This window comes from Agrobacterium sp. O3.4, from assembly GCF_041414895.1.
GTDB classification, from domain to species: Bacteria; Pseudomonadota; Alphaproteobacteria; order Rhizobiales; family Rhizobiaceae; genus Agrobacterium; species Agrobacterium cucumeris.
Genome location: NZ_JALPZP010000004.1, coordinates 138,546 through 165,447, shown reverse-complemented (window position 1 = coordinate 165,447; position 26,902 = coordinate 138,546). Strand labels below are relative to the sequence as shown.

Genomic DNA, 26,902 nt, shown 5'->3' with positions numbered 1-26,902 from the left:
AGCAGCAGGGGCATGACGCGCAAGGATCTATGGATGTCCCCCCTTTGGGGGCGGCGGGAATTTTTAGGCCTGCTCGCCGCTTCGGCTCTTGCAGGCAAGGCGCGGGCGGCGGTGACGCCCCGCATCGCCGCAATCGACTGGGCCATGCTCGAAACCTCCGTGGCGCTCGGCGTCATGCCGGTGGCAGCAACCGAGCTCATCCAGTTCAGGGTCGGTGCGGTCGAGCCGGAAATCCCTGAGAGCGTCGTTGATCTTGGTCTGCGCGGCGCACCGAATTTCGAGCTTCTGCAATTGACCCGGCCAGATCTCATTCTGATCTCGCCTTTTTACACGCGCTACACCGGCAGGCTTGAGGCGATTGCGCCGGTCTTCTCGCTGCCCTTTTACGTGAAGGGCGAGCCCCCTTTCGGAAAGGCGCTTGCGGCAGTGTCGGCTCTTGGCGAGAAGCTCGGCCGGGCTGATGAGGCGCGCAGGGTTTTGAGCGAAACGGACGCGGCGCTGCAAGCCATGCGCACCCGCCTTGCCGGTTTTTCCGCGCGGCCAACCTATGTGATCAATATTGGTGACGCCCGGCATTTTCGTGCGTTTGGTGCGGACAGCATGTTCGGGGATGTGCTTGGTCGGCTGGGGCTCGCCAATGCCTGGGTGGATCGTTCGCAATTCACTTTCGCAGCGCCGGTGCCGCTGGAAAATCTTGCCGCGTCGCCGGAGGCGCGTATCGTCATCGTCTCCGATATTCCGGTGGAAGCCCGCGAGAGCCTGCGCAACAGCGCCATCTGGCGGGCCCTTCCGGCCGTGCGGGAAAACCGCGTGGTGACGCTCGGCAATATCGGTCCCTATGGCGGCATCACCGCCGGCATGCGTTTCGCGCGGCTTCTGACCGAGGCTTTGACGGCGCAGGGAGAAGCCCCGTGACGGCGCGGCCTCTCCAGCTTTTCTGCGGGCTTCTGTTCGTGCTGGCCTGCGGGCTTTCGCTGCATGCCGGCCTGCAACGGCTAACTTTCAGTGCATGGCCCGGCCTGCCATTCGATGCCGCCAAGCTGTCGATGGATCAGGTGATTTTCGCCTTCAGCCTGATGCCGCGTGCAGCTGTCGCCATTCTGGCGGGTGCGATGCTCGGCCTGTCCGGTGCGCTTCTCCAGCAATTGCTGCGCAATCCGATTGCCGACCCCTCGACGCTCGGCATTTCCGCCGGTGCGCAGCTGGCCATCGTCATCGCCACCCTGTTCTTTCCCTCGGCGCTGGATGGCAATCGTGCATTGGTGGCACTCACGGGCGCTGCCGCCGCCGCCGGCATTGTCTTCCTTCTCGGCTGGCGGCGGTCCTTCGAGCCGGTGACCATGGTGGTATCTGGGCTGCTGGTTGGCATTACTGCCGCCTCCGTTTCGGCGGCGCTGACGCTGGCGCAGGGCGAATATCTGATGTCGCTTGTCGTCTGGAACGGCGGCTCGCTCAGCCAGCAGGACTGGTCGAATGCCTTTTCCCTTGCCTTCCAGCTTCTCGCCGGCCTTGTGCTGACCGGTTTGCTGATAAGGCCATTGACGGTTCTCGGTCTTGGCGATGCCGGCGCGCGATCGCTCGGCGTATCGCTGTTTTCGATCAGGCTGGCGGTCGCGGCCGTTGCGGTCGCGCTTGCCGCCTTCGTTGCCGCTGCGGTCGGCCTCGTCAGTTTCATCGGCCTTGCCGCACCGGCGCTCACCCGGGCACTCGGCGTGCGGCGGTCATCCGCAGTGCTCATGGTTTCGCCACTGCTGGGCGGGCTGCTGCTCTGGTTCTGCGATGGTCTCGTTCAGCTTCTGGCGAGCACGACGGCCGAAGTTTTCCCCACGGGCGCGGTAACGGCGCTGATCGGCGGACCGCTGCTTCTGTGGCTGTTGCCGAAAATCCGGCCGACCGACGTCCATCGCAGCGAAGGCGGCGATGTTGCGGCAAGACGCCGGCTTGCGGCACTGCTGCCAGTGTTCGTCATCATGGCTGTGTTGATCTTTGCAGCGCTGGCCATTGGCAAAGGCCCGGATGGCTGGACGGTGCTGGGTGCCGGTGACCTGCAAAGCCTTCTGCCGTTCCGCTGGCCGCGGCTTGTGGCGGCCATCGCTGCCGGCGGTCTGCTGGCCATGGCGGGTGCGCTTCTTCAACGGCTGACCGGCAATCCCATGGCAAGCCCGGAGGTAATCGGCGTCAGCGGCGGCGCAGGCCTCGGTTTTGCCGCCGCCATCACGATTTTTCCGGCGGCAGGCCTCCTTGAATTGTTCGCGGGTGCCGGCATCGGCTCGGCGGCGGTCATGACCCTCGTGCTGTTCTTTGCGGTGCGCCGATATCTGGCGCCGGAAAAAATACTGCTTGCGGGTATTGCCGTCAGTTCGCTTTGCTCGGCGGTGCTTTCGGCCCTGCTTGCCATTGGCGACCAGCGCGCCTGGCAGATTCTTGCCTGGCTCAGCGGTTCGGGTTCGACGGCCACGCCCGCTTCGGCGATATTTCTTGCCGTACTTTCCGTCGTTCTGCTTTCGGGTGCCCTGTCGGTAACGCGCTGGCTGACAATTCTGCCGCTCGGCCGGGATGTGCCGCTTTCCCTCGGGCTGCCGCTCAGTCTCGCACGCATTGCCGTTATCGCGGTGGCCGGCATCGCCACCGGTGCGGCCTCGCTGCTTGTCGGTCCCTTGAGTTTCGTCGGGCTGATGGCGCCGCATATCGCGCTTCGCGCCGGCTTCACCACGCCGCGCGACCATCTGTTGGCTTCATTCCTTTTCGGAGCGGTGTTGATGGCGCTTTCCGATCTCGGGGCGCGAACGGTCACCTTTCCCTATGAGCTGCCGCTTGGGCTTTTTGCGGCACTGGCCGGTGCGCCTTACCTGATCTGGCTTTCAGGCAGGCGCCAATGATGTGTCTGGGCATTTACGGAGATAAGAACCATGGGTGAGGCAGCGCTTGCCGCCGGCTACGACGATACCCCGCTTTTTTCGCTGGAAGGCGTGACGATGGAGGTGCCCGGCCGAACATTGCTGCAGCCGCTGACGGCAAGTTTTGCGACCGGCAAGACAATCGGCCTGATCGGCCATAATGGTTCGGGAAAATCGACGCTGCTCAAGATTCTGGCGCGGATCCAGGAGCCAACGGCTGGTAAAGTGTCGTTTGAGGGAAAGACGCTGGGCGACTGGGGCAACCGGGAGTTTGCGCGAAAACTCGCCTATCTGCCGCAATATACGCCGGCCGCCTCCGGCATGCTCGCCAAGGAGCTGGTGGCGCTCGGTCGTTATCCCTGGCATGGCGCGCTCGGCCAGTTCACCAGGGCGGATCAGGAGAAGGTGGATGAGGCCATCGAGTTGACGGACACCGTGGCCTTTCGCGACCGGCTTGTGGACACGCTTTCCGGTGGCGAGCGCCAGCGCGTATGGCTTGCCATGCTGGTGGCCCAGAATGCCGAAAGCCTGCTGCTGGACGAACCGATATCGGCGCTTGATCTCGCACATCAGATCGAAGTGTTGTCGCTGGTGCAGAGACTGTCGCGCGAAAAGGGTCTCGGCGTCATCGTGGTGCTGCACGATGTCAACATGGCGGCACGCTTTTGCGACGAGATCGTCGCCCTGCATTCCGGCAATCTGATTGAAAGAGGAACCCCGCAGGAGATCATGACGCCAGAGGCGCTGGAGCGGATTTATGGAGTGCGCATGGATGTCATGATGCATGCCGCCACCGGCTTGCCGGTCGCGCTGCCGCTTTGAGCTTGTTGCAGCAAAACAACGCCTGAAAGCGCTTGTTGTTGACAGTCATTTTCAACGTATTTTCCGCCCTAACAATGTCTTAATGGCATCCTACCGCCATTAGACATTGTTAACCGCTTTCCTTTCCTTGCATCCAATTAAGTTGTTTTGGATCGATTTCAGGGAACAAACGTTAACAGTGCGGAATTCAATATCCGGAGAGGGCAAGAAGGGCTGCTGCGGGTAGGACTAAAACAGGAGAAAATAAGATGAAAAAGGCTGTTGCCGTAACTTTTGCCGCATTGACGATGGGCCTCGGTGGGGCTGCATCCGCACTGGCTGCCGACCTTGCGAGATATGAGCCCGCTCCGCAGGAGCAGGACGACCGCAACGGCGTCAAGATCGGTTATCTGAGCTGCGATATCGGTGGTGGTGTTGGTTATGTTCTCGGTTCCGCCAAGGAACTGGACTGCACCTTCCAGTCCACGATGGGCGCGCGCCGCACCGACCATTACACCGGCGCCATCCGCAAGATGGGCGTTGACCTCGGCTTCACCACACAGGGCCGTCTGGTCTGGGCCGTTTTCGCCCCGACCGCCGGTTACCACCGTGGTTCGCTCGGCGGCCTTTATCAGGGCGCAACGGCTGAAGTGACCGTTGGTCTTGGCGTTGGCACCAACATCCTCGTTGGCGGCACCTCCGGCTCGATCCAGCTGCAGACGGTCAGCGTGACGGGTCAGGTTGGTCTCAACCTTGCCGCCACCGGCACCTCGGTTACGCTGACGGCCATGAACTGATTGGCAAAGCGCCCGGTGCTTTGACCGGGCATTCTGTCGCATGTCAAAACACGCCCTCTTCGTTGTCAGACGGGGAGGGCGTTGTATTATCCGGGCCATGATTTCCGTATCCAGATATATTGCGGCAGCGACCGTGTTTTCCCTCCTCGCGGCGAGCGCCTTTGCCGAAGGCGATGCGGCGCATGGGGAAAAGGTTTTCAGCCGCTGTTCCACCTGCCACAGTGCCGATACGCCGCGCACCCGCATGGGTCCGCATCTGATGGGTGTGGTCGGCAGGCCGATGGCTTCGGTGGCCGATTACGGCCATTATTCGCAGGCGCTGAAGGATGCCGGCGCGGCTGGCCGGGTCTGGACGGAAGACGAACTGCAGAAATTCATCGCCAGCCCGAAGAAGGCGATCCCGGGCAATTCGATGCGCTTTTTCGGACTGTGGAGCGAAACCGATATTGCGGATTTGATCGCCTATCTGAAAACGCATCCCCTGCCGCAATAATCGTCAGAGCGGTGCTTCCGCGATTATCTCTTCCGCCTCTTCGAAGGTCATCGCCATGACCTTCGCGCCGATCTCGAAGCCGAAGCCATTGCGGGCGAAGGCGGAAAACTCCTTGCCCTTTCGTTTCTCGTCAAGTTCGACACGGCGAAACGGCCCGAAGGCGCGCTTGCGCGCGAAGATGACGGCGGCGACCAGATCATTGGTCTCCTGCAACGCGGCTGTTGCCGTTTCCCGGGCGATGCCCTTGATCTGAAGTTTCTGCGCCAGCCCACGTTTCGATTTGCCGCTGCGCTGGCCGCTTCGCACGGCAATTTCCGCATAGGCCGTATCATCAAGCGCCTTGATGCCATAGGCAAAGGTCACGGCAAAGTCGCCGAGCGCCTTTACCTGCGCCGGGCTGATCTTCTCGAATTTTTCCCGTGCCTTGCGCGTGATGGCATCGCGCAGCTGCTTTTCCGTCATCATCCGCTGTTCCAGCCGGTAGAGGGCGGAATTGCGCGCCCAGGACAGCATTCGGCTGGTAGGCTCAACGGCCTGCGCTTCGCCGTCGAACTCCATGTCATCAGTCAGGAAGGGGCTGGAATCGTCACTCATGCCGCATTTATAACGCGACACAGCCGTCTTGCCAGTTCCTTCGCGGTCTGAATTCTACGCTTTCAGCGTATCAGGGCTTCTGCGCACCGGTTGCGGCCACATACACCGAATAGAGCGATTTCGTTGCGGTGATGAACAGCCGGTTCTTTTTCGGGCCGCCAAAGGTGAGGTTTGCAACCGTCTGCGGCACCTTGATCTTGCCGATGAGCGCGCCATCGGGCGCAAAGCAGTGAACGCCATCACCGGCGCTGGTCCACAGATTGCCGGCCGTATCCAGACGGAATCCGTCCGGCAGGCCATTGTCGAGATTGCAGAATTCCCGGCCATTGGTGAGCTTTACGCCGTCCACCACGTCGAAGACGCGGATATGGCGCGGGCGGGAGACATCGTGGCTGTAGGAGCTGTCGGCGATATAGAGTTTCGTTTCATCCGGCGAGAAGGCAAGGCCGTTCGGCTGCATGAAGTCATCGATGGCGATGTCGATCTTTCCGGTTGCGGGATCGAGCCGGTAGACATTGCGAGTCTTCTGTTCCGGCTCGGCCTTGTAGCCCTCGTAGTCGGAGAGAATGCCGTAGGTGGGGTCGGTGAACCAGATGCTGCCGTCTGATTTCACCACCACATCGTTGGGCGAATTGAGCCGTTTGCCGCCATAGCTGTCGGCGAGAACCGTGATCGATCCGTCGACTTCGGTGCGGGTAACGCGGCGGCCGCCATGTTCGCAGGAAACCAGTCGTCCCTGCCGGTCACGTGTGTTGCCGTTGGTGAAGTTGGAGGGGTGGCGGAACACCGAGATGCCGCCATCCGGCACCCAGCGCAGCATGCGCTGATTGGGAATGTCGCTGAATAGCAGGCAGTTCAGATCGGCGAACCACACAGGGCCTTCGGCCCAGCGGCAGCCGGAATAAAGCTCTTCCAGCTCGGCATTGCCGACGATCAGATGGCGGAAGCGGTCGTCGTGGATTTCGTAAGGGGAGGTGTTGTCTGTGGTCATGAGCGTGGTCCGCTTGTGGGCTTGTTGTTTGGGGTCAGCGCGTGGCCTTGGGGCCGCTTGCCAGAAGAATGACTGAAATGATGATGAGGCCGGTGAGGATGAGGCGGATGCCGGCGCCGAAACCATAGGTATTCAGCATCGAAACCACCAGGAACATGAAGAGCGAGGCGCCCCAGATGCCGGGCACGTTGGAATCCCCACCCGCCACCGCCGTTCCGCCGATGACGACCACGGCGATCGACATCAGCAGATATTCCGAACCCATGTTGAGCGCAGCACCGCCGGAGAAGCTGGCGAGAAGATAACCGGCAATCGCCGCCAGCACCGCGCAAAGCACATAGGTGACGAAACGGGTGCCATCCACCGGAATGCCGGTCATGCGGGCGGCAAAGGTGCTCTGGCCGATCGCGGAAATCCAGCGCCCATAGAAAGTGCGATCTAGCAGCAGCCAGGCGACGACCGAGAGCAGCAACGCGACAAGTGCGACGTTCGGAATGCCGAAAGAGCTTGATATCGCGAATGTCGCCAGTGTCTCAGGCGGCTTGATACGCAGACCGCGGTTCGACCAGATGGCGATGGATTGCACGATGAAGCTCATCGATAGCGTCGCGATGATCGGCGGGATGCGCAAGAGCTTGATCAGCGCATAATTGCCGATGCCGATGGCGATGCCGATCAGGATGGCGATCAGCAGTCCGGGCAGAATGAGACCATCGGACACATCCATGAATTTCAGCGCCAGCGTGCCTGACAGCGTCATTGTCGCGGGTACGCAGAGGTCGATATTGCCCGGCCCGAGCGTGATGACGAACATCTGGCCGATGCCGACGATGACGGAAAAGGCCGCGAAGGTGAGTGCTGCATGCGACAGGCCGAAGGAACTTGCGCCGCCGGTGAAGAGCACGGTGATGATCCACACCGCAGCCGTTGCGGCGAAAGACCAGATCCATGGTTTTTTCGTGAGGGATGACAGCCCGTTCATTGATTTTTCTCCCGCTTTTCAAGACGGTTGAGCAGGATGCGCAAGGCAAGCACGATGATGAGGATCGCGCCCTGCGCGCCGATCTGCCAGTCCGGCGAAATGCGCATGAAGGACAGGAAAGAGCCGGCAAGCGTCAGCGTCAGCGCGCCGATGACAGCGCCGATGGGCGACACCCTTCCGCCGACAAATTCACCGCCGCCGAGGATCACGCCGGCAATCGACAGCAGCGTGTAACGCAGGGCGATATTGGCGTCAGCCGCGGTCGTCAGTCCGACAAGGGCGATGCCCGACAGCACCGCGAAGAAACCGGCCAGCGCAAAGGTGGCGGCGCGGATGCCGACCACCGACCAGCCAGAACGCTCGACGGAGCGGAAATTGCCGCCGACGCCACGCATCAAAACGCCGAAGGAGGAGCGCATGACGATGTAATGCGCGACGACCGCGATCAGGATGCTGGCGACGATGGCGATCGGCACCAGCGGTGGTTTGGCTGTCATCAGTGCCCGAATGAAGGCGGGGGCCTGACCACCAGGAGAGGGCAGAATGAGCACGGCCAGACCGCCCCAGACGAAGCTCATGCCGAGTGTGACGACGATGGAGGGCAGGGCACGGATATGGATGATGGCCCCGAGTGCGGCATAAACCGCAATCGCGCCGGCAAAGATCGCGATCCCCAGCAGTGGCGTCGTCTGCAGGAAGGTGGCGGTGACGCAGGCGCAGAAACTGACGAAGGTGCCCATCGACAGGTCAAGATCGTTGACCGACATGATCAGCATCTGCGCAATGGTGGCAAGTGCGATCGGCACCGCCAGATTGAACAGCAGGTTCATGCCGGTATAGCTCATGGCGCGCGGCTGCATGTAAAAGACGGCAGCAAGCAGGAAGGCGAGCGAGGCGGCGGGAATGATGAGGCGGAGTGCGTTTGCCGAGAGTTTCATGCGTGGTCCTCGCCGGCAAAGGAGGCGGCCAGCACATTCTGCTCGGTAATGTCATCGCCAACGAGTTCCGCCTGAATGGCGCCGTCGCGGAACACATAGACCCGGTCGCAAAGGCGGATTTCATCCATTTCGGTGGAATACCAGATGAAGGTGCGGCCGTGGGAAGCTTCGGTTCTCAAGATGTCATAGACCTCCTGTTTGGTGCCGATATCGACGCCGCGCATCGGGTCGTCCATCAAAACCGTGCTGGCGGTGGTGGCGAGCGCACGGGCGAAAAGCACCTTTTGCTGGTTGCCGCCGGAGAGCGAGAGGATCTTGTTGCCCATATCGGGCGTGCGGATTTCGATGCGCTGTTTCCACTGCGCGCCGACCGCCTTTTCCTTGTCCCTGTCCACCATGCCTGCCGATGAAATATCCCTGAGCGAGGCGATGGAAAGGTTCTTCAGGATGCTCCAGAGCGGGAAGGTGCCGTTCAGACTGCGGTCGCCCGCCACGAAGGCGATATCGGTCTTTCGCGACGGCAGCCAGCTGTTGTTCTGCGCAAGGTAAAGATCGAGCAATGCTTCAGTCTGGCCGTGGCCGCCGAGGCCGGCAAGGCCGATGATCTCGCCGCGAAAGGCCTCGAAGGCGAGGCCTTCGCCGCGCCGCGCCGGCATGGAGAGCACTTTTTCGCCTGCCTTGCGGCTTTCTCCCCGCCGCCTGTCCTGTTCCTTGACGACGCTGCCCATGGCTTCGACCAGAGAGCGGGTGGTGAATTCCGCCGCCTTCCGGTCGGCCACCACCCGGCCGTCCTTCATGACGACGATACGGGTGGCCGTCGAAAGAATTTCCCCGAGAATATGCGAGATCAGCAGGACGGAGCCACCCTCGCGCACGAAACGGCGGACATAATCCATCAACTGTTCGGCAAGGCCGGCATCGAGCGAAGACGTCGGTTCATCGAGGATCACCAGTCTTGGCGTCTCCGGGGTCCGGCAGAAATTGATGGCGATTTCCACCATCTGCCGTTCGGCGATGGACAATTCGGCAATCGTCAGCTCGCAATCGATGCCGTGGCCGGGGAAAATTTCATCCAGTGTCTGCCGGATCGTCGTCAGCGCCCGGCCGCGCCAGTTTCGGCCGCCGATTGCGGCATGCATGATGCGGACATTTTCGCTGATCGTGAGGTTCGGGCAGAGCGACAGTTCCTGAAACACGCAGCGCACGCCACTTGCGCGGGCGGCGGCGATGCCATGCCGGCCTTGCTCGCCGCGATAGGAAACGGAACCTTCATGTGGCGTCAGCCCGCCATTGATGACGTTGACGATGGTGGATTTTCCCGCGCCATTATGGCCGACGAGCCCGAGGCATTCCCCGGCACGGATGATGAGATCGGCTCCATCCAGCGCGCGCACGGCGCCGAACACGACCTTGACGCCGCGTGCGGCGACGACCTCTTCCGCCTCGATGATGTCATTCATGAGCAATTACGCCAGTGATGTGAAAATCGGATAATATCGGTAGTTGCCGCGACACCCGTTTCGGAGCGCCGCAGCTATCTGTTGTGAACCGGCTCGCCTATTTGGCGGCGATGGCCTTCTGTGCGTCCGCCTGCGAATATTCGACATTCGCCACGCCGCCCTTCTGGGTAGTCTTGAGGTTTTCCTCAAGATTGGCCTGGTCGATGCGCAGGAATGGAACGGTCAGATCCTTCTTCACATCCTTGCCGTCGAGGATTTGCTGCGCCACCCAGAAAGCCAGCGTCGAAACGCCGGGGGCGATGGAGACGGACATGGTCTCGTAACCGCTTGCGTCCTTCTGCTGTTTCCACCATTGCAGCTCGTCTTCACGGTTGCCCATGACGATGGTGGGTGTCGGGCGCTTGGCGGCGGCGAAGGCCTGTGCGGCACCGTAGCCGTCACCACCCTGCGTCACCACCGCGGCAACTTCGGGAAGGCTTGGCAGGATACCGGCAACGGCGCGCTGCGCGACATCCTGTGCCCAGTCGCCATTGACCGAACCGACGATCTTGAACTGCGGGTTCTTGGCGACACCGGCGGCGATGCCGGCATGGATTTCGTCATCCACCGAAACGCCGGCAAGACCGCGAATTTCGAGCAGATTGCCACCCTTCGGCATGGCCTTGGCCAGATAGTCGATCTGGCTTTCGCCCATCGCCTTGAAATCCACCGCGATACGCCATGCGCAGGGCTCGGTGACGATGCCGTCGAAAGATACGACGATAATGCCGGCATCACAGGCTTCCTTCACCGCGCCGTTGAGGGCAGTCGGCGAAGCGGCGTTGATGACGATGGCGTCATAACCCTGCAAAATGAGGTTCTGGATTTGCGCCGCCTGTTCGGTCGCCTGGTTTTCGGCGGTCGTGAAGGCGTCGGCGGCCGCGACCTGCTTGTCGGCGACAGCCTGTTTGGTGATCTTGTCCCAGCTGGTCAGCATCGCCTGACGCCAGGAATTGCCTGCGTAATTGTTCGAAAGCGCGATTTTTTTGGCCGACGTATCGGCATGAGCGGTGATCGGCAAGGCTGCGCACGCGACAGCGGCCGACGCCAGAAGCATCTTCCTGAAAGCCATTGATTTTCCTCCCTGGTGGCTTGCCCTTTCGGGGCCGGAACCCTCACCCGCCGCAAATCTCCTCCGCAGCAGACGAAATCCCGTTGCACTGGAGCTCCGTTCCCCAGTACAAGCGAGAATGACCAAGAAGATTTGGCTTGTATAGGCGGATCACGGCAATCTTCCTGCGGGTTTCCGCAGAAAGCATGCGGGAACCCGCAGGACGAAACGGCCTTGCCCGGCGCAGAATGGATGATGCGGCGTTCTGACGGGTCATGTCAGCCGCAATGGTCGAAGGCAGGCGCTTGGGAGGGCGTCCGCATATGCTGGATACGCCGAAAAGCGCGCTCTTTCACCACTATATGGGCATTTCGCGGCTGCTTGCCGGGCAGCTGGAATTCAATGCCATCATTCAGGCGGTTGCGACAGAGATCAGCCATATCATCCCGCATGACCATATGGATGTCTGCATCAAGCAGCTGGATGACAAATACCATATTGCCTATGAGAGCGGTCTGGTCAGCGCCTGGAGCCGGCAGCCGCCTGCGCTGTTGACCGGCAGTCCGATCCGGTCCCTGCTGTCAGGTGCGGTCGAATATCTTTTGAGCGGCGATGCCTGCGCCGATCCGCGCTTTCATTTCGAAGGCTCGTTTTCAAGCCCGATCATCGAACTTGGCCTGCATAGCCGCCTGCATGTGCCGATGAAGGTGCATGGCGATATCATCGGCGCGCTCAGCTGTTCCTCACATCAGTCGGATGCCTATACGGTGGAGGATGTCGCCAATGCCCGCGCGGTTGCGGATTTGCTGGCGCCCTATTTCTACGCCATCCGCGCCGCCGAGCAGGCGAAAAGGTCTGCCATCGAGGAGGCGCGCGCCAATGCCCGCGAAGAGGGCCTGCGGCTGGGCGCCCTGCAATTGACCGAGGCGCTGGAGGCCGAGCGGCAGCGCATTGGCATGGATTTGCACGACCAGACGCTGGCGGATCTCACACGGCTGGCGCGGCGTATCGAACGCATGAGCCATGCCGCCGACGTTTCGGGCGAGATGCTGGAGCCGGTGGTGCGCAGCCTTCAACACTGCATGCAGGACCTGCGCGAGATCATCGAGGAGGCGAAACCCTCCATTCTACAATTGTTCGGCGTCGTGCAGGCCATCGAGACCTATGTCGATCGCTCCGTTCGTGACAGCGGATATGTGATTGAATGGTCGGTAACCGATAAGACCGACGGGCTGGTGGAAACGCTCGACAAGACGGTGGCCATCTCGTTGTTCCGCATCGTGCAGGAGGCGGTCAATAATGCCATCCGCCATGCCCAGCCGGAAACCATTGCCGTGACGCTTTCCTCCGTCGATGGCGGTTTGCGGGTGATTGTCAGTGATGACGGCAGTGGCGGTGGCGGCGGCGGGGCGTCCGGCGGTCTCGGCATCGGCAACATGAAGACGCGCGCGCGGCTGATTTCAGCGCGGTTCGATATCGGCGGCAACGGCGCGGGAGCCGGAACCCGCATTACCGTGACGCTGCCGGAAAGCGCTTTCGACCGGCGGGAGGATGTGTGACATGGACGTGCTGATCGTTGAAGACGATGCGCTGCACCGCGCCTATCTCAATGAGGCCGTGCGTGCCGCCCTGCCGGAATGCGACAAGGTGCTGGAAGCGTCCAACGGCAGAACCGGCGAAAAGCTGGCGCGGGAGAACCGGGCCGCCCATATCGTCATGGATTTGCAGATGAACGAGCGCAACGGCATCGAGGCGGCGCGCACCATCTGGAAGGAGAGGCCGGATACACGCATCCTGTTCTGGTCCAACTATTCTGACGAGGCCTATGTGCGCGGCGTTTCCCGCATCGTGCCCGAGGGTGCCGCCTATGGTTACGTGCTGAAATCGGCCTCCGATGACCGGCTGCGGCTGGCGCTGCGCAGCATCTTCATCGAGGCGCAATGCGTGATAGACCGGGAAGTGCGCGGCCTGCAGGAAAAGAGCCTCGGCAAGGCGCATGGCTTTACCGATTCCGAATATGAAATCCTTGTGGATGTCGCGCTCGGCCTCACCGACAAGGCAATTGCGCGCCGCCGTAATCTGTCGCTGCGCAGCGTGCAGAACCGGCTGCAAAGCCTCTATGAAAAGCTGAACGTGCATCAGGCGCCGGGTGATGACGATGCGGAAGGCCGGTATAATCTTAGAACCCGCGCCGTCACGGTGGCCTTCCTGCGAAAGCTTTTGAATTACAGCGCGCTGGAAAGGGCCGAGCGGGAACTGGCGGAGTGGGCGGGTAGCCGCTGAGCCTCACGGCAGGAAGGCAAGCAGCCGTCTTTCATCCGCCCTGAGGCCAGAGACGGGCTTTGCCCCGACTTTCAAAATGCGGCCAAGCTTTTTCTGTGCCTTTTCCTCCGTCGCAATTTCGAGCACGGCAGGGTGCACGTAACTTTTGCGGCAGATGGCGGGAGTATTGGAAAGCTCAGTCGCTGCCGCCTGACACATGCCCTTTATGCTTGGTTTTTCCCCTGCCGCCACGTGCTCCATCGCATCGCAGAAGGCCGCAAGCGTACCGCCCCAGGTGCGGAAGGTCTTGGCGGAAATACCGGCTCCGCCGGTGCGGGAAAGGTAAGCGTTGAGATCGCTGGAATCGACCGAATGCACCCGGTTTTCGCTATCCTGCCAGACGAAGAGTTCCTTGCCGGGCAAATCGGCGATTTCCTCGAGGATTTTCTGAAGGCGGGGGTGGCGCAGTTGCCGTTTCACTTTTTGCCCGCCCTTGGCGGCGAAGCGCAATTCGATGGTTTCACCGAAGGAGACGTGCCGTTTGAGCAGGGTCGTCGCGCCATAGGTGCCGTTGGTTTCGAGATAGGAGCGGTTGCCGACGCGCAGATAGGCGGCGTCAAGAAGGAGGGTGAGCGCTGCCAGCGTCATTTCCTCCCCATGGTCCTGCTTGCCAATATCGGCCATTGCGCGGCGACGAATGGCGGGCAACGCCTTGCCGAAACTCTTGAGCTGGAAGAATTTCGTCTCGCCACGCAGCGCATGCCAGTCGGGATGATACCGATATTGTTTTCGCCCACGCGCATCAAAGCCGGTGGCCTGTAAATGTCCTGATGGATCAATGCATATCCACACGTCCCGGTAGGCTGGCGGCACACCGAGCGATTTGATGCGCTTCAGTTCGATGCCGTCGGAGAGAAGTTCACCGCCCGGCAGCCGGTAGCAGAAACCGCGCCCGCGCCTTTCGCGGGCTATCCCCGGTTCCTGATCGTTGACATAGGCAAGTCCGATTTTGGCAAGAAGGCGGGTGGGCGGTTGTGGCATGGTTTTTTCCGGCAGGTTTCACGCTGCGGCAAACGAAAAACAGGCCGCCTTCGTTCCGGCGGCCTGTTGCTTTGATCATCAGTTTTTGCGGCCGATCGTTTTTCAGCTGGCTTTGGCAATCCGGAGAATCTGCGAGTTGCCGCCCCGCTGTTCGGTTACGGCATAAACTGCACCATCCGGCCCGATCTTGACGTCGCGGATGCGCGCTTCAAGCGGTAGCCGGCTTTCGGTCGCGACCTTGTCGCCATCGATATGCAGGATGACGAGACCCTGGCTCACCAGACCACCGACAATGAAGGCGCCCTTCCATTCCGGAATCTGGTCGCCGCCATAATAGGCCATGCCGGAAGGGCCGATGACCGGGTCCCAATAATAGACCGGCTGTTCCATGCCTTCCTTGGCGGTGGCGCCTTCGCCAACCGACCGGCCGCTATATTCGACGCCATAGGTGATAACCGGCCAGCCGTAATTGAGGCCCGCTTTCGGCATGTTCAGCTCATCGCCGCCCTTCGGGCCATGTTCCACGGTCCAGAGCCTGCCCTCTCCATCAAGTGCTGCGGCCTGCAGGTTGCGGTGGCCATAGCTCCAGATTTCCGGCAGCGTATTCTGCTGGCCGGCGAAGGGGTTGCCCTCGAAAGCCTTGCCTTCGGCATCAATGCGGAAGACCTTGCCAAGACCACTCGACAGATCCTGCGCCTGCACGCGCGGCGTCGCATCCGAACGTTCGCCGACGGTGACGTAAAGTTCGTTGTCAGGGCCGAAGACGAGGCGGGAGCCGAAATGCTTGTCGCCGTCATAGGTGGGCATCTGGCGGAAAATCACCGAGACATCTTCCAGTTTTGCCGCACCGCCATCTTCGGTCAGCTTGGCTAAGGCGACGGAGGTGCCGTTGCCGCCATCACGCGGTTCGGAGAAGGAAAAGAAGATTTTACGCGATGTCTCGAAATCCGGAGCCAGCGCGATGTCGAGGAGACCACCCTGTCCAGCGGATGCCACCTCAGGCACACCCTCTATCGCGGGGCCTGCCTTGCCATCAGCGACGATATGCATGGCGCCTTCCTTCGCGGCGACGATCATGCGGCCATCGGGCAGGAATTCCATCGACCAGAGGTGCGGCAGACCCTCGGCGACAACGGTTTTTTCAACATTTGGCTGGGCGTCCGCCTGCGGCGCGCGCGTCTGGCCCTCGAAAGCCGGCTTCTGATCCGGCGCATTGGCCCGTTTCGTCTCGGCAGCCGGGGCGGTCTGTGCATGGGCAGCGCCGGCAAGTGGCACGGCAAGCAGCGCACATAAGATCGTCGAACTCAGAAATCGGTTGTTGTGGAACATGGGTCTCCCTTCCTTCGTTTACGTCAGGCAGAGAACCATTTGGGGAGGATTTCGTTTCCTGCGAGAGTTTCAAGAAAACTTGATGAGGTCGTGTACTGTCGCACGCCCTTTTCTCATCCATGCGAATTGATAGGGAACCGGAAGCCCGCCGTCACGTTTGGCCTCTGTCAGACGGAGGACGCCATGCAAATCATCGGTAACAAGACCATAAACGGGAACAGAACCAAACCGATCCTGAACGTCGCGGAATTCTGCCGCCGTTACCGGCTGGACAAGGCGGAGGAGACGAGGCTCAGGAAGCTGTTCGGTGAGTTCGCCTCGCGGCACGAGCTTCTGATGAATGCGCAGCGCAAGCCGAGCTTCCGCTGATCATTCCTCGGGATCAAGAGATTTTCCGAAGATCATGAAGACATCATAACGGGTATTCTTGCCCATTATCTGATGCGACGGCTTGCGGATGCCCGGCATGGGCTCGGCGCGCAATGGCCATTTCAGAACCACCCGCTTTGTTGCATGTTCAAGCGCCGCTTCCATCAGTTCCACCTGATCGGGATCGGAACCCACCAGTTCTCTCAGCACCCGCATCTCTTTTTTCACAAGCGCCGTGTTGTGGCGCGGCGGATGCATGGGATCGACGATCACCACCTCGGGTGACAGTTCTTGCAATAGCTGGCGTGAATCGCCCTGCAGTAGCGTCATGCGTGCTGCTGCCTCGGCATAGGCGCCGCCTGCCTCCAATGCGCGGCGAATGCCGTCCGCCAGATGGGTATGCATGCCCGGTGAGCGTTCGATTAGGGTAACCTCCGCCCCGAGCGAGGCAAGCAGGAAGGCATCTCGCCCCAGCCCCGCCGTGGCGTCGACGATTTTTGGCGTGCGGCCCTTGGTAAAACCGGCGGCTTTGGGCAGGGCCTGCCCGCGCCCCTCGCCGGAGCGGAAACGGTGCCCGACCGCACCGCCGACAAAATCCACCACGAAGCTTTCGTCTTGTTCTTTCATCGCAGGCCTCAGAACGGGCAGGGCACGGTATAGGTGACGTCACGGCCATCGGGATGGCGGAAGCCGACCTCCTGCGCATGCAACATCAGGCGTGGCGCGGCCGCGAGCGCCTCGCCATCGGCATAAAATTCATCGCCGAGAATCGGATGGCCGAGCGCCTTCATATGCACACGCAACTGATGGGTGCGGCCGGTGAGGGGCGTAAGTGCCAGCCGGGTTGCCGGAAGCGGCAATCGTTTCAGCACCCGCCACAGGCTTTGCGCCGGCTTGCCATTTTCATGGTCCACGCGGTGGCGCGGTTTGTTATCGGGATCGATCGCCAGCGGCAGGTCCACCTCGCCCGCTTCATCCGTGACCGTACCCCAGACGACGGCCACATAGGATTTACGCGTCTCACGGTTCTCGAACTGGGCGGCGATGGCGGCATGGGCCCTGCGGTTCAACGACATCAGCACGATGCCCGATGTGTCCTTGTCGAGCCGGTTGATCATCAGCGCTTTCGGAAACTGTTTCTGCACCCGCGTCATCAGGCTATCGAAGAGCGCCGGATCACGCCCGGGCACGGACAGAAGCCCGCTCGGCTTGTCCAGCACCAGCAGATCATCATCCTGGTGGACAATGGTGAGCCAGGGCTCGAGCGGCGGATTGTAGACGGGGTTGGAAAGCTCAGATGACATGGCGCTTCCTTAGCACGAATCTCGCATTCGGACAGGCGTGCTAGTCGGGAATGTGGAGATTGACGCGCCCGCTGGTCAGGTCGCTTAAAAGCCGGGTGAGCCGTTCGGCTTCCTCTACCGGAACGGAAAGCAGCATATCCGCACCGGTGCCGGTGAAATCCTCCCTCTCCAGCCGCAGGTTCCGCGTGGCGGAAAGGCGTGATTTTACGAGCGCCAGATCGGAGAAGGGGCAGCTCAGCGTGGCGCTGACATAGGCGATGACCGGCGAGGTCTCGCCAAGCCGAAGACAGGCCGCCGCCGTGCCGCCATAGGCGCGCATCAGGCCACCGCTGCCGAGCAGGATGCCGCCGAACCAGCGGATGACGAGAACGGCGACATTATCCAGCTGTTGGCCGTCAATGGCCTGAAGGATCGGCTTCCCGGCCGTCCCCGAGGGTTCGCCGTCATCGCTGAAACGATAGGTCTGACCGGTGCGCCACGCCCAGCAATTGTGGTTGGCATCAAGGTCCGAATGCGCCACGAGGAAGCTTTTTGCATCTTCCTCGCCGGTTATCGGGGCGGCAAAGGCGATGAAACGGCTTTTCTTGATATCCTGTGAAAAGGTAACGGGGCGGTCGAGCGTGAACATGGCCGTTCAATATCGCATATATTCACATACGGAAATCGGTATAAGGCTCTCAATGGCGAAGATGGTGATGGAGAGGGTTTTGGCAAAGGCGAGGCAGGTCGCGATTGTCGGCGGTGGGCCGGCGGGGCTGATGGCGGCCGAAATGCTCTCGGCCGCGGGCCACACCGTGACAGTGTTCGAGGCGATGCCAACCGTGGCGCGTAAATTGCTGATGGCTGGAAAATCCGGCCTCAACATCACCCATGCCGAAGATTACGACAGTTTTCGCCATCGTTTTGGCGATGCCGAACCGGGGCTGCGCGCTGCTCTTGATGATTTCATGCCTGACATGTTGCGTGACTGGGCGCATGGGTTGGGGCAGGAGACTTTTGTCGGCACATCGGGCCGGGTGTTCCCAAAGGCCATGAAAGCCTCGCCGTTGCTGCGCGCCTGGCTCGCCCGGCTGGAAACGCAAGGTGTTACCATCAGGACACGGCATCGCTGGACAGGCCTTTCCGGCGATCAACTGGTTTTTGAGACGCCGGCAGGCGCGGTTGAAGTTAAGGCCGATGCCGTGCTTCTGGCGCTCGGCGGCGCAAGCTGGCCGCGTCTTGGGTCCGATGCCGCATGGGTTCCGGCGCTGGTGGCCAAAGGCGTGGAGTTTTCTCCGTTCCGTCCCGCCAATTGCGGATTCGACGTTGAATGGAGCGATGTTTTCCGCCAGCGTTTTGCCGGTGAGGCGGTGAAATCCACCATCACCATTTCACCGGCCGGAGCGTTTCAGGGCGAGTTCGTGATCACGAAACACGGCATTGAGGGTAGCGTGGTTTATGCCCATTCCGCCGCCCTGCGCGACCGGCTGGAACAGGCGGGCAAGGCCTCGCTCACCGTTGATCTTGCCCCCGGACGCACGGTGGAACGCCTCAGCCGGGATCTGGCGAAGCTCGGACGGAAGGAGAGTTTTGCAAACCGCATGCGCAAGGCGGCTGGTCTCTCCGCCGTCAAGGTCGGGCTGCTGCGGGACATCTTTCCCGATATAGCGGCCATGCCGGATGATTTCGTCGCAGCGAGAATGAAACATGCGGAAATACCGCTTCTGAGACCGAGGCCGATTGGCGAGGCAATTTCATCGGCAGGCGGTATCGCCTGGGGTGGCCTCGATGAAAATTACATGCTGCAAAAGCTCCCCGGCATATTCGCTGCCGGGGAAATGCTGGACTGGGAAGCGCCGACCGGCGGTTACCTGCTGACCGCCTGTTTCGCCACCGGCAAGGCGGCGGCGAACGGAATGGCCAGGTGGCTTGCAAGCTCAGCCTGACAGCCGTTCCGCCATCCCCGCTTCCTCGCCAGAGGCAGTCCTGACAAGGCAGCGCATGATGGCATCCGTGGTAACCGAGCCAAGCACCTTGCCGTTTTCCCCCACGACCACAGCGCTGCCGACATTTTCCCGCACGAGGGCGCGCAGGCCTTCTTCAACCGTCATGTCCGCATCGAGCTGAAGCCGCGACTGGCCGGAAAATTCCGGCTGGACAATGGCGCCGAGGCGGATGACCCGGCCGCGATTGACCTCTTCCACGAAGGCCTCGATATAGCTGTCGGCCGGCGACATGACGATTTCGGCCGCCGTGCCCTGCTGGATGATTTCGCCGTCACGCAGAATGGCGATCTTGTCGCCCAGCCGCAGCGCCTCATCGAGATCGTGGGTGATGAAGACAACGGTTTTCTTCAATTCTTTCTGCAACTCCAGCAGTACCGTCTGCATGTCGACACGGATCAGCGGATCGAGCGCCGAATAGGCTTCGTCCATCAGCAGAATTTCTGCATTGTTGGTAAGCGCCCGGGCAAGGCCAACGCGTTGCTGCATGCCGCCGGAAAGCTGGTTCGGATAATGGCTGGAAAATCCCTCCAGCCCCACGCGCCGGATCCAGACTTCGGCCCGCTCTTCCCGCTCGCGCTTGTCGATGCCCTGCACTTCAAGACCGTAGACGACATTCTGCAGCACGTTGCGATGTGGCAGGAGGCCGAATTTCTGGAACACCATCGCCGTCTTGTGGCGGCGAAATTCCAGGAGTTCCGCTTCGTTCAGGCGACAGACGTCGGTTCCGCCGTAGAGGATTTCGCCGGCTGTCGGGTCGATCAGCCGGTTGACGTGGCGGATCAGCGTCGATTTGCCTGAGCCGGAAAGGCCCATGATGACGGTGATCTGCCCACCCGGCATGGTGATGTTGATATCACGCAGGCCGAGCACATGGCCATGTTTGGCGTTGAGTTCCGTCTTGGACATGCCGGCTTTGACGGGTTCGACATAGTCCGCCGCCTTGGAGCCGAAAATCTTGTAGAGGCTGCGAATTTCGATCGATTGACTAGCCATGCGCCACTTCCCGGTGTTTTTGCAGGCGAAGGCCATAGGCCTGGCTGATGCGGTCGAAGATGATGGCGATGCCGACAATGGCAAGCCCGTTGAATACGCCGAGCGTGAAATACTGGTTGGCGATGGCCTTCAGCACCGGCTGGCCGAGGCCCTGCACGCCGATCATGGAGGCGATGACGACCATGGCAAGCGCCATCATAATGGTCTGGTTGATACCGGCCATGATGGTGGGCAGCGCCAGCGGCAGCTGCACCTTGAAAAGCTTCTGGCGCTTAGAAGAACCGAAAGCGTCCGCCGCCTCCAGCACATCACGGTCGACCATGCGGATGCCGAGATTGGTGAGCCGGATCATCGGCGGAATGGCGTAGATGACGACGGCGATGACACCGGGCACGCGGCCGATGCCGAGCAGCATGACGACGGGAATGAGATAGACGAAACTCGGCATCGTCTGCATCACGTCGAGAACGGGATTGACCACGTTCTGCAGGCGGTTGGAGCGCGCCATGGCGATGCCGATCGGCAGGCCGATGACGATGGACAGCACGGCGCAGACGAAGATCATCGAAATCGTCTTCATCGTGTCTTCCCACATGCCGAACCAGCCGATGGCGAAGAGAATGCCGCAACAGAGGGCAACAATGGTGGCGCTGCGGCTGGCGAACCAGGCGAGCACGCCGACAATAAGAATAACGACCGGCCAGGGTGCGCCGATCAAAAGCCTTTCCGCCCAGATGAGGAAGCTCTGAAGGGGCGTGAACAGCCCCTCTATTGCGCTGCCATAGGTTCGGGTAAATGCCCGGAACCCCTCGTCGATGACTTTTTTCAGCGCACGCAGGGCATCGTCATTCATGGCCGGAAATTTGAAAAGCCATTCCATATCCTGTTCTCCATGACGAACCGGAGGCGGGGATCAATATCCTCTGCGCTCCGGGAGTAAAATCGCCAGAGCGCTGCCCGCATCGTCGGTGACGCCAGGCGGGACGCTCTATTCCTGTGGAACCGGCGCATCGTGCTTTTTTGAGAACCGGCTGGTTTTCGGGCATCGATGTGGTTCGGCGCCGCCTCTGGCGGACGCCGGTTGCCGGGCAGATATGCCGGGCCGACCTTAAAGGGCGGCCTTGACCTTTTGTGCGACTTCAGGAGACACCCAGCCCGTCCAGAGCGCTTCGTTTTCCTTCAGGAATTGCTTGGCACCATCTTCGCCGGTCGCCTGATTATCGGTCATCCAGGCAATCAGCTTGTTGACGGTAGCGTTGGTCCAGGCGCGCTTGTTCAGATAGTCCATGGCCGGGCCGGCACGGTCGGCAAAAGTCTTGCTGACCAGCGTCTGGACATCGTCCACCTGCCAGGCGTTCGGCTTGGGGTCTGCACAGTCGGCAATCGAAGTGCAGCGTTTCCATTCGGCCGCGTCATATTCCGTGCCGAAACCCAGCTTCACCATCTCATATTTGCCGAGCAGCGAGGTTGGCGCCCAATAATAACCGACCCATGGCTGCTTCGCTTCGTAAGCCTTGGCGATGGAGCCGTCGAGACCGGCGGCAGAACCCGTATCGATGAGGGTGAAGCCGGCCTTTTCACCACCGAACGCCTTGAACAATTGCGCTGTGACAACCGTGCCGCCCCAGCCCTGCGGGCCGTTATAGACGGCGCCCTTTGCCTTGTCCTCGGGGGAGGGGAAGAGTTCGGGATGCTTGAAGAGGTCTGGAATGGTCTTGAGATCGGGATTGGCGTCGGCCAGATATTTCGGAATCCACCAGCCCTGAACGGCGCCATCCGACAGGATCTTGGCGGCCGCGACAACCTTGCCGCCTTCCAGCCCCTGCTTGACGATTTCCGGCTGCAGGCTGACCCAGGCTTCGGGGGCGATGTCCGGCTGGCCCTTTTCGGCCATGGAGGTCAGGGTTGGTACGGTGTCGCCGGTGACGATTTCGGCGGAACATCCATAGCCATTTTCAAGAATGAATTTATCGAGATTGGCGGCGACTTCGGCGGATTGCCAGTTCATGCTGGCAATGGTCACGTTTCCACAGTCGGCGGCAAAGGCTACGCCGCCTGAAAAGGCGAAGCCGGCGGAAAGTATTGTGGCACCCAAAAGTATTTTCATTGTTGTTCCCTCTGGTCGCGGTGTGGCGAAGACCCGCGTGCAAACGGCACCGCGACCGTCAGCACGCGTATTGAGCGTTAATAATTGCTCTGTTGCCATCCCGTTTGCGGCAATTTCTGGCGTATTGAGGATGGCAATTGTCAATCAATTGCCCGGCAAATGCCTGCTGCGGCGGGTGCAGGTGCTAAATTTGCGACATCGGGCGGCGATGTTCCGCAGCCTAGCCGGATGCACCGGCTGACATGCTGTAAAAAAATGGAACTTTTCCGAAATTTCGAAAAGCCGGGAACAATAAATGGAAGTTTTTGTTTTCTTGGACTTTTATCCGGTTGTGTATTACGGGAGATTTCCTCTCGGTTTTTGTGGTGATGTGAATGACCAATCTTCGTGCTACCCCGGTATGGCCGATCGGTGGCGGTGAAACGGGCGAACTTGTGCGCCGCTTTGACTGGTCGAAGACATCGCTCGGGCCTATCTGCGACTGGCCGCAAAATCTGAGGCAAAAAGCCAATTCCGTCGTTAATTCTCCCATTCCGCAGGTGCTGATGTGGGGTGCGGATCACGTGATGATCTATAATGACGGTTATGCGGAGATCGCCGGCAACTATCACCCTCGGGCGCTGGGACAAACCGTGCCCGGCATCTGGCCGGAAATATGGGACTGGAACAGCCGCATTCTGGAAGCCGGCTTTCGCGGCGAGGTCATGGCCTATCGTGACCAGCCAATGACGCTGATGCGCAATGGCCTACCGGAAGAGGTCATTTTCGACCTGTTTTACACGCCGATCTATAATGAGGGCGGGTCGGTGGACGGTGTTTTATGCACCGTGCTTGAAAACACCGACAAGGTGAAGGCGGTGGAGGCGCTGGAACAGAGCCGCAAGGAACTGAGCCGGCTTACCAACGCCCTGCCGATCCTGGTGGGATATGTCGATCGCGATTATGTCTATAAATTCGCCAATGACGGTTATCTGGAATGGTTCGGCCGCAGCGCCGACGAGGTGATTGGCCGCAGCGTTCCCGAAATCGTCGGCGAGGCGTTTTTCGAGGCGCGACGGGCCTATCTCGACCGGGCGCTTGCCGGTGAAAAGATCGTTTCCGATACCTCGATCCGCAGGCCGGACGGCACCACCCGCGCCGCTGAAATCCGTTATATTCCGCGCTACATCGCCGATGGCTCGATCGACGGCATCTATGTACTGATCATTGATATCGAGGACCGCAAGCGGTCCGAGCAGGAAATCCTGCTCAGCAACAACCGCTTCCGTGCGGCGGTGGATGCCGTGCATGGCGTGTTGTGGACCAATAGCGCCGATGGCAGGATGCTGGGGGAGCAGCCCGCCTGGGGCGCGCTGACCGGCCAGAGCTTCGAGGAATATCAGGGTGCCGGCTGGGTTGAGGCGGTTCATCCTGACGACCGCGAACATTCGCTCGAAAGCTGGAAAAAGGCGGTTTCCGCCAGGGACACCTATGTGTGGGAACATCGCGTGCGCCGTCATGACGGCGTCTACCGCACCTTTGCGATCCGCGGCGTGCCGATTTTCGACAAGGCCGGCGCCATTGCCGAATGGGTGGGTGTCCACACCGATATTACCGAACAGCGGCGGGCGGAAAATACCCTCAAGGAGCATGCCAGCAATCTCGAGCGCGAGATACGCCATCGCATCCGGGCGGAAGAGCAGCTTCGCCAGTTGAACGAAGGCCTCGAAGCCCGTGTCGAGACGGAAATGGCCGAACGTCGCCAGACGGAAAGGGCCCTGCAGCAGGCGCAGAAAATGGAGTCCATCGGTCAGCTGACCGGCGGCGTGGCGCATGATTTCAACAACCTCCTTCAGGTGATTGCGGGCAATCTGCAATTGCTGTCGAAGGATGTGATCGGCAATGAACGGGCCGAGCGGCGGCTGGAAAACGCGCTTGCCGGCGTCCATCGTGGCGCAAAGCTCGCCAGCCAGCTGCTGGCCTTCGGGCGGCGTCAGGCGCTGGAACCGCGTGTCATCAACATCGCCCGTTTTGTCACCGGCATGGATGATCTGCTGCGCCGTTCACTCGGCGAGGCGATCGAGGTGGAAGTCATCACCTCCGGTGGTCTGTGGAACACCTATGCCGACCCCAACCAGGTGGAAAATGCGCTGCTCAATCTGGCGATCAATGCGCGCGATGCCATGGAAGGGCACGGCAAGCTGACGATCGAGGTCGGCAATGCGGTTCTCGATCGTGATTATGCCCGCAAACATTCGGAGGTTTCGGCGGGTCAATATGTCATGCTCGCCGTCACCGACACCGGCTCCGGCATGTCGCCGGAAATTCTGGAAAAGGTCTTCGAGCCGTTCTTTTCCACCAAACCGGAGGGCAAGGGCACTGGCCTTGGCCTCTCGATGGTCTATGGTTTTGCGAAACAGTCCAGTGGCCACGTCAATATCTACAGTGAGCTGGGGCAGGGCACGACGGTCAAGATGTATCTGCCGCGCTCGGCTGCCGACGAAGACCGTGAAGTGGTGGTGCATACCGGTCCCGTCGAGGGCGGGACGGAAACCATCCTTGTCGTTGAGGATGATGAAGAGGTGCGTAGCACCGTTGTCGAGACGCTGAGCGATCTCGGTTACCGTGTACTCACCGCCCGCGATGCGCAGGCGGGTCTGACGGTGGTGGAAAGTGGCATCCCGATCGATGTCATCTTCACCGATGTGGTGATGCCGGGGCCTTTGAAAAGCCGGGAAATGGCGCGCCGCGCACAGGAACGACTGCCCAATCTCGCCGTTCTCTTTACCTCGGGTTATACGGAAAATTCCATCGTGCATGGTGGCAAGCTGGATGCCGGGGTGGAACTTCTCTCCAAGCCCTATACGCGCGAAGCGCTGGCGCGGCGCATTCGCCACGTCATCGCCAATCGCAAACAGGTTTCGTCGTCAAAGGCACGGGCGGCATCTGCATCGGGTCATTCAAAGCCAGCCGAAGCTGCGCGACCCTCGAAAAACGAAAACAGCGCGATACGCGTCCTTCTGGTCGAAGACGACGAATTGATCCGGATGAATTCGTTGGAGATGTTGTCCGATAGCGGCTTCATCGTCGTTGAGGCCGGAAATGCGGCACAGGCGCTGAAGGTGGTCGAGGCGGAACATATTGATGTTCTCGTCACCGATATCGGCCTGCCAGACATGAAGGGTGGCGAACTGGCGGTGGAGGCCCTGCACCGCAAACCAGGCCTGGCCGTGGTTTTTGCGACGGGTGATAGCCATCTGCCCGAAGGTGCGCCGGAAAATGCGGTACTGCTGACCAAGCCCTATGATGAACAGCAGATCATCTCGGCTGTCGAATTGGCCCATGCGGGCGGAACGGTGGCGGCCGAATAGGCCGCCTGTCGTTTTTTGCGGGGTCAGTAACCACGCGTCATATCCACCGTTTCCGGCAGCGAACCTGTTTCGCGCCATGTGCGAACATTGCCGGCAACGATCCGGGCTGAACTTTCGCGGCTTGTCGGCGCGGAAATGTGCGGCAGGACGGTGACTTTCGGGTGCTGCCAGAAGGCGGAAGAGGCGGGCAATGGTTCCTGCTCGAAAACATCGAGCACGGCATGTGAAAGCCTGCCGGAATCGAGCGCCGCAATCAGGTCTTCGGCAATGATGACTGCACCCCGGGCGAAGTTGATGAGCGCTGCGCCGTCTTTCATCACGGCAAGACGGCCGGCATCGAGAAGGCCGCGTGTGGCATCGGTGAGCGGCACGAGGCAGACGAGGATGTCGCTTTTTTCCAGCAGTGCCTGCAGCCCGTCATCGCCGGTCAGCGTTTCCACGCCGTCGATCGCCTTGACCGAACGGCTCCAGCCTGAAACGTTGAAGCCGGCGTGGCTTAGGCGTTCCGCCGCAGCGGTGCCAAGCGCGCCGAGGCCGAGAAGGCCGATGGTCATCTCGCGCGGATGGCGATAGTCTAATTCCTGCCAGAGCGCCTTCTGCTGGTTGTCGCGATAGGCCGGCATGTCGCGTTGCAGATAATAGGTCCAAGCCAGCACGGCTTCGGCCATGACGCGCGAAAGCTCCGGATCCTTCAGCCGGACGATGGGTGGCGCCTTGTTGCCCAGTTCCAGCACCAGCCGCTCAACGCCCGCCCACAGGCTGTGAATCCATGTCAGGCCCGGCAATGCGGCAATGTCGGCCGGATCGGGATTGGCGACGATGGCGAAATCCACGGCCCCTCTCTGTTCGCTGGTCAATTCGGAAAAGGAGAGGATTTCCTCCTGCGGCATGGCGGCACGAAGTGCGTGCTTCCAGACGGTTTCCGCTTCCGCATTCATCCGCGAAACAAAGGCGATGGGTGATGACATGAAACTGGTCCTGCTTGCGATTTTAGCTTCACGCCATCAATGCGCAATTTCGGCGGGCAATACCATGGGTGGAATGGGGGAATTTGTGATTCTTCCGTCATGCCGGACTAGATCCGGCATCCAGCCGCCGCGCGTCTGCGCGGCGCCAAGT

25 protein-coding genes are annotated in these 26,902 nt (G+C 60.7%); 10 read left to right on the top strand and 15 right to left on the bottom strand.

Features of this window, described 5'->3' with window-relative positions; genetic code table 11:
* The first annotated feature begins 12 nt into the window (after nucleotides 1–12).
* The 5 genes from M0412_RS19675 to M0412_RS19655 all read left to right on the top strand — a co-directional run bounded on the left by M0412_RS19675 (nucleotide 13) and on the right by M0412_RS19655 (nucleotide 4,988).
* Nucleotides 13–915, top strand: coding sequence for an iron-siderophore ABC transporter substrate-binding protein (locus tag M0412_RS19675; protein ID WP_269701550.1), 903 nt, complete (start codon nucleotides 13–15; stop codon nucleotides 913–915).
* Entirely contained in the window at nucleotides 912–2,879 is a 1,968-nt protein-coding gene (fhuB, locus tag M0412_RS19670; RefSeq protein ID WP_269701552.1) for a Fe(3+)-hydroxamate ABC transporter permease FhuB, read from the top strand. The genes M0412_RS19675 and fhuB overlap by 4 nt, the downstream gene beginning before the upstream one ends.
* A 30-nt stretch (nucleotides 2,880–2,909) precedes the next feature.
* Nucleotides 2,910–3,719 carry an ATP-binding cassette domain-containing protein gene (locus M0412_RS19665; protein WP_142842508.1) on the top strand — a complete coding sequence of 270 codons (810 nt, stop codon included), beginning with the start codon at nucleotides 2,910–2,912 and terminating at the stop codon, nucleotides 3,717–3,719.
* Nucleotides 3,720–3,967: 248 nt separating this feature from the next.
* Nucleotides 3,968–4,495: a DUF992 domain-containing protein gene (locus M0412_RS19660; protein WP_142842507.1), complete on the top strand. Its 528-nt coding sequence runs from the start codon at nucleotides 3,968–3,970 to the stop codon at nucleotides 4,493–4,495.
* Nucleotides 4,496–4,592: 97 nt separating this feature from the next.
* A complete protein-coding gene (locus M0412_RS19655; RefSeq protein WP_161991403.1) occupies nucleotides 4,593–4,988 on the top strand; it encodes a cytochrome c family protein in 396 nt (131 codons plus the stop codon).
* Between the two features lie 3 nt (nucleotides 4,989–4,991).
* Here the strand turns inward: M0412_RS19655 and recX are convergent, their stop codons facing one another.
* From recX to M0412_RS19625, 6 genes are all read right to left on the bottom strand, one after another.
* Nucleotides 4,992–5,582 carry a recombination regulator RecX gene (recX, locus tag M0412_RS19650; protein WP_142842505.1) on the bottom strand — a complete coding sequence of 197 codons (591 nt, stop codon included), beginning with the start codon at nucleotides 5,580–5,582 and terminating at the stop codon, nucleotides 4,992–4,994.
* Nucleotides 5,583–5,652: 70 nt separating this feature from the next.
* Nucleotides 5,653–6,573 (bottom strand): SMP-30/gluconolactonase/LRE family protein, encoded by a 921-nt coding sequence (locus tag M0412_RS19645; RefSeq protein ID WP_142842504.1) that lies wholly within the window; start codon nucleotides 6,571–6,573, stop codon nucleotides 5,653–5,655.
* A 34-nt stretch (nucleotides 6,574–6,607) separates the two neighbouring features.
* A complete protein-coding gene (locus tag M0412_RS19640) occupies nucleotides 6,608–7,555 on the bottom strand; it encodes an ABC transporter permease (RefSeq protein ID WP_065116281.1) in 948 nt (315 codons plus the stop codon).
* The gene (locus M0412_RS19635) at nucleotides 7,552–8,493 is read right to left on the bottom strand and encodes an ABC transporter permease (protein ID WP_142842503.1); all 942 of its coding nucleotides are present in this window, start codon (nucleotides 8,491–8,493) and stop codon (nucleotides 7,552–7,554) included. Before M0412_RS19635 ends, M0412_RS19640 begins: the two co-directional genes overlap by 4 nt.
* Nucleotides 8,490–9,953 carry an ATP-binding cassette domain-containing protein gene (locus M0412_RS19630; protein ID WP_269701559.1) on the bottom strand — a complete coding sequence of 488 codons (1,464 nt, stop codon included), beginning with the start codon at nucleotides 9,951–9,953 and terminating at the stop codon, nucleotides 8,490–8,492. The genes M0412_RS19635 and M0412_RS19630 overlap by 4 nt, the downstream gene beginning before the upstream one ends.
* A gap of 97 nt (nucleotides 9,954–10,050) precedes the next feature.
* On the bottom strand, nucleotides 10,051–11,064 hold the full coding sequence (locus M0412_RS19625) for an ABC transporter substrate-binding protein (RefSeq protein WP_269701561.1): 1,014 nt from the start codon (nucleotides 11,062–11,064) through the stop codon (nucleotides 10,051–10,053).
* A gap of 302 nt (nucleotides 11,065–11,366) precedes the next feature.
* Between M0412_RS19625 and M0412_RS19620 the strand changes: the two genes are divergently transcribed.
* On the top strand, nucleotides 11,367–12,602 hold the full coding sequence (locus M0412_RS19620; protein ID WP_269701563.1) for a GAF domain-containing sensor histidine kinase: 1,236 nt from the start codon (nucleotides 11,367–11,369) through the stop codon (nucleotides 12,600–12,602).
* 1 nt (nucleotide 12,603) lies between these two features.
* Nucleotides 12,604–13,326, top strand: a complete 723-nt coding sequence (locus tag M0412_RS19615) for a response regulator transcription factor (protein WP_065116286.1) — start codon at nucleotides 12,604–12,606, stop codon at nucleotides 13,324–13,326.
* A 3-nt stretch (nucleotides 13,327–13,329) separates the two neighbouring features.
* Here M0412_RS19615 and M0412_RS19610 read toward each other — a convergent pair whose 3' ends face one another.
* Together M0412_RS19610 and M0412_RS19605 are read right to left on the bottom strand one after the other, a co-directional pair.
* The gene (locus M0412_RS19610) at nucleotides 13,330–14,346 is read right to left on the bottom strand and encodes a DNA topoisomerase IB (protein WP_262517579.1); all 1,017 of its coding nucleotides are present in this window, start codon (nucleotides 14,344–14,346) and stop codon (nucleotides 13,330–13,332) included.
* Nucleotides 14,347–14,448: 102 nt separating this feature from the next.
* Nucleotides 14,449–15,675 (bottom strand): PQQ-dependent sugar dehydrogenase, encoded by a 1,227-nt coding sequence (locus M0412_RS19605; protein WP_269701567.1) that lies wholly within the window; start codon nucleotides 15,673–15,675, stop codon nucleotides 14,449–14,451.
* A gap of 183 nt (nucleotides 15,676–15,858) precedes the next feature.
* Between M0412_RS19605 and M0412_RS19600 the strand changes: the two genes are divergently transcribed.
* Complete coding sequence (locus tag M0412_RS19600) at nucleotides 15,859–16,044, top strand: hypothetical protein (protein WP_269701569.1); 186 nt, start codon at nucleotides 15,859–15,861, stop codon at nucleotides 16,042–16,044.
* On the opposite strand, the gene M0412_RS19595 is transcribed toward M0412_RS19600, so the two are convergent.
* Genes M0412_RS19595 through M0412_RS19585 form a run of 3 tightly spaced genes read right to left on the bottom strand, consistent with a single transcriptional unit; the run spans nucleotide 16,045 to nucleotide 17,976 of the window.
* Nucleotides 16,045–16,671, bottom strand: coding sequence for a class I SAM-dependent methyltransferase (locus M0412_RS19595; protein ID WP_269701571.1), 627 nt, complete (start codon nucleotides 16,669–16,671; stop codon nucleotides 16,045–16,047). It lies immediately after the preceding gene.
* An 8-nt stretch (nucleotides 16,672–16,679) separates the two neighbouring features.
* Entirely contained in the window at nucleotides 16,680–17,348 is a 669-nt protein-coding gene (locus tag M0412_RS19590) for a pseudouridine synthase (RefSeq protein ID WP_269701573.1), read from the bottom strand.
* A 40-nt stretch (nucleotides 17,349–17,388) separates the two neighbouring features.
* A complete protein-coding gene (locus M0412_RS19585; RefSeq protein ID WP_269701575.1) occupies nucleotides 17,389–17,976 on the bottom strand; it encodes a YigZ family protein in 588 nt (195 codons plus the stop codon).
* Nucleotides 17,977–18,028: 52 nt separating this feature from the next.
* Here M0412_RS19585 and M0412_RS19580 point away from each other — a divergent pair, with 52 nt between their 5' ends.
* A complete protein-coding gene (locus M0412_RS19580) occupies nucleotides 18,029–19,273 on the top strand; it encodes a TIGR03862 family flavoprotein (protein WP_371338327.1) in 1,245 nt (414 codons plus the stop codon).
* Here the strand turns inward: M0412_RS19580 and M0412_RS19575 are convergent.
* From M0412_RS19575 to M0412_RS19565, 3 genes are all read right to left on the bottom strand, one after another.
* Nucleotides 19,265–20,326: a glycine betaine/L-proline ABC transporter ATP-binding protein gene (locus M0412_RS19575; protein WP_269701579.1), complete on the bottom strand. Its 1,062-nt coding sequence runs from the start codon at nucleotides 20,324–20,326 to the stop codon at nucleotides 19,265–19,267. The two genes, M0412_RS19580 and M0412_RS19575, sit on opposite strands and share 9 nt — an antisense overlap.
* Nucleotides 20,319–21,206 carry a proline/glycine betaine ABC transporter permease gene (locus M0412_RS19570; protein ID WP_142842493.1) on the bottom strand — a complete coding sequence of 296 codons (888 nt, stop codon included), beginning with the start codon at nucleotides 21,204–21,206 and terminating at the stop codon, nucleotides 20,319–20,321. Before M0412_RS19570 ends, M0412_RS19575 begins: the two co-directional genes overlap by 8 nt.
* Nucleotides 21,207–21,434: 228 nt before the next feature.
* Nucleotides 21,435–22,433, bottom strand: a complete 999-nt coding sequence (locus M0412_RS19565) for an ABC transporter substrate-binding protein (RefSeq protein WP_142842492.1) — start codon at nucleotides 22,431–22,433, stop codon at nucleotides 21,435–21,437.
* A 374-nt stretch (nucleotides 22,434–22,807) separates the two neighbouring features.
* Between M0412_RS19565 and M0412_RS19560 the strand changes: the two genes are divergently transcribed.
* Complete coding sequence (locus M0412_RS19560) at nucleotides 22,808–25,783, top strand: PAS domain S-box protein (protein WP_269701583.1); 2,976 nt, start codon at nucleotides 22,808–22,810, stop codon at nucleotides 25,781–25,783.
* Nucleotides 25,784–25,806: 23 nt separating this feature from the next.
* Here the strand turns inward: M0412_RS19560 and M0412_RS19555 are convergent, their stop codons facing one another.
* A complete protein-coding gene (locus M0412_RS19555) occupies nucleotides 25,807–26,751 on the bottom strand; it encodes a glyoxylate/hydroxypyruvate reductase A (protein WP_269701585.1) in 945 nt (314 codons plus the stop codon).
* Nucleotides 26,752–26,902: the final 151 nt, after the last annotated feature.

Excerpts from the sequence above, each read along its gene's own strand:
- M0412_RS19645 (WP_142842504.1), bottom strand. The coding sequence starts at position 6,573 with ATGACCACAGACAACACCTCCCCTTACGAAATCCACGACGACCGCTTC.
- M0412_RS19565 (WP_142842492.1), bottom strand. The coding sequence starts at position 22,433 with ATGAAAATACTTTTGGGTGCCACAATACTTTCCGCCGGCTTCGCCTTT.
- M0412_RS19625 (WP_269701561.1), bottom strand. The coding sequence starts at position 11,064 with ATGGCTTTCAGGAAGATGCTTCTGGCGTCGGCCGCTGTCGCGTGCGCA.
- M0412_RS19580 (WP_371338327.1), top strand. The coding sequence starts at position 18,029 with ATGGCGAAGATGGTGATGGAGAGGGTTTTGGCAAAGGCGAGGCAGGTC.
- M0412_RS19640 (WP_065116281.1), bottom strand. The coding sequence starts at position 7,555 with ATGAACGGGCTGTCATCCCTCACGAAAAAACCATGGATCTGGTCTTTC.
- M0412_RS19655 (WP_161991403.1), top strand. The coding sequence starts at position 4,593 with ATGATTTCCGTATCCAGATATATTGCGGCAGCGACCGTGTTTTCCCTC.
- M0412_RS19665 (WP_142842508.1), top strand. The coding sequence starts at position 2,910 with ATGGGTGAGGCAGCGCTTGCCGCCGGCTACGACGATACCCCGCTTTTT.
- M0412_RS19620 (WP_269701563.1), top strand. The coding sequence starts at position 11,367 with ATGCTGGATACGCCGAAAAGCGCGCTCTTTCACCACTATATGGGCATT.
- M0412_RS19600 (WP_269701569.1), top strand. The coding sequence starts at position 15,859 with ATGCAAATCATCGGTAACAAGACCATAAACGGGAACAGAACCAAACCG.
- M0412_RS19595 (WP_269701571.1), bottom strand. The coding sequence starts at position 16,671 with ATGAAAGAACAAGACGAAAGCTTCGTGGTGGATTTTGTCGGCGGTGCG.
- M0412_RS19635 (WP_142842503.1), bottom strand. The coding sequence starts at position 8,493 with ATGAAACTCTCGGCAAACGCACTCCGCCTCATCATTCCCGCCGCCTCG.
- M0412_RS19630 (WP_269701559.1), bottom strand. The coding sequence starts at position 9,953 with ATGAATGACATCATCGAGGCGGAAGAGGTCGTCGCCGCACGCGGCGTC.
- M0412_RS19555 (WP_269701585.1), bottom strand. The coding sequence starts at position 26,751 with ATGTCATCACCCATCGCCTTTGTTTCGCGGATGAATGCGGAAGCGGAA.
- M0412_RS19610 (WP_262517579.1), bottom strand. The coding sequence starts at position 14,346 with ATGCCACAACCGCCCACCCGCCTTCTTGCCAAAATCGGACTTGCCTAT.
- M0412_RS19570 (WP_142842493.1), bottom strand. The coding sequence starts at position 21,206 with ATGGAATGGCTTTTCAAATTTCCGGCCATGAATGACGATGCCCTGCGT.
- recX (WP_142842505.1), bottom strand. The coding sequence starts at position 5,582 with ATGAGTGACGATTCCAGCCCCTTCCTGACTGATGACATGGAGTTCGAC.
- M0412_RS19660 (WP_142842507.1), top strand. The coding sequence starts at position 3,968 with ATGAAAAAGGCTGTTGCCGTAACTTTTGCCGCATTGACGATGGGCCTC.
- M0412_RS19585 (WP_269701575.1), bottom strand. The coding sequence starts at position 17,976 with ATGTTCACGCTCGACCGCCCCGTTACCTTTTCACAGGATATCAAGAAA.
- M0412_RS19590 (WP_269701573.1), bottom strand. The coding sequence starts at position 17,348 with ATGTCATCTGAGCTTTCCAACCCCGTCTACAATCCGCCGCTCGAGCCC.
- M0412_RS19675 (WP_269701550.1), top strand. The coding sequence starts at position 13 with ATGACGCGCAAGGATCTATGGATGTCCCCCCTTTGGGGGCGGCGGGAA.
- M0412_RS19605 (WP_269701567.1), bottom strand. The coding sequence starts at position 15,675 with ATGTTCCACAACAACCGATTTCTGAGTTCGACGATCTTATGTGCGCTG.
- M0412_RS19615 (WP_065116286.1), top strand. The coding sequence starts at position 12,604 with ATGGACGTGCTGATCGTTGAAGACGATGCGCTGCACCGCGCCTATCTC.
- M0412_RS19560 (WP_269701583.1), top strand. The coding sequence starts at position 22,808 with ATGACCAATCTTCGTGCTACCCCGGTATGGCCGATCGGTGGCGGTGAA.
- M0412_RS19575 (WP_269701579.1), bottom strand. The coding sequence starts at position 20,326 with ATGGCTAGTCAATCGATCGAAATTCGCAGCCTCTACAAGATTTTCGGC.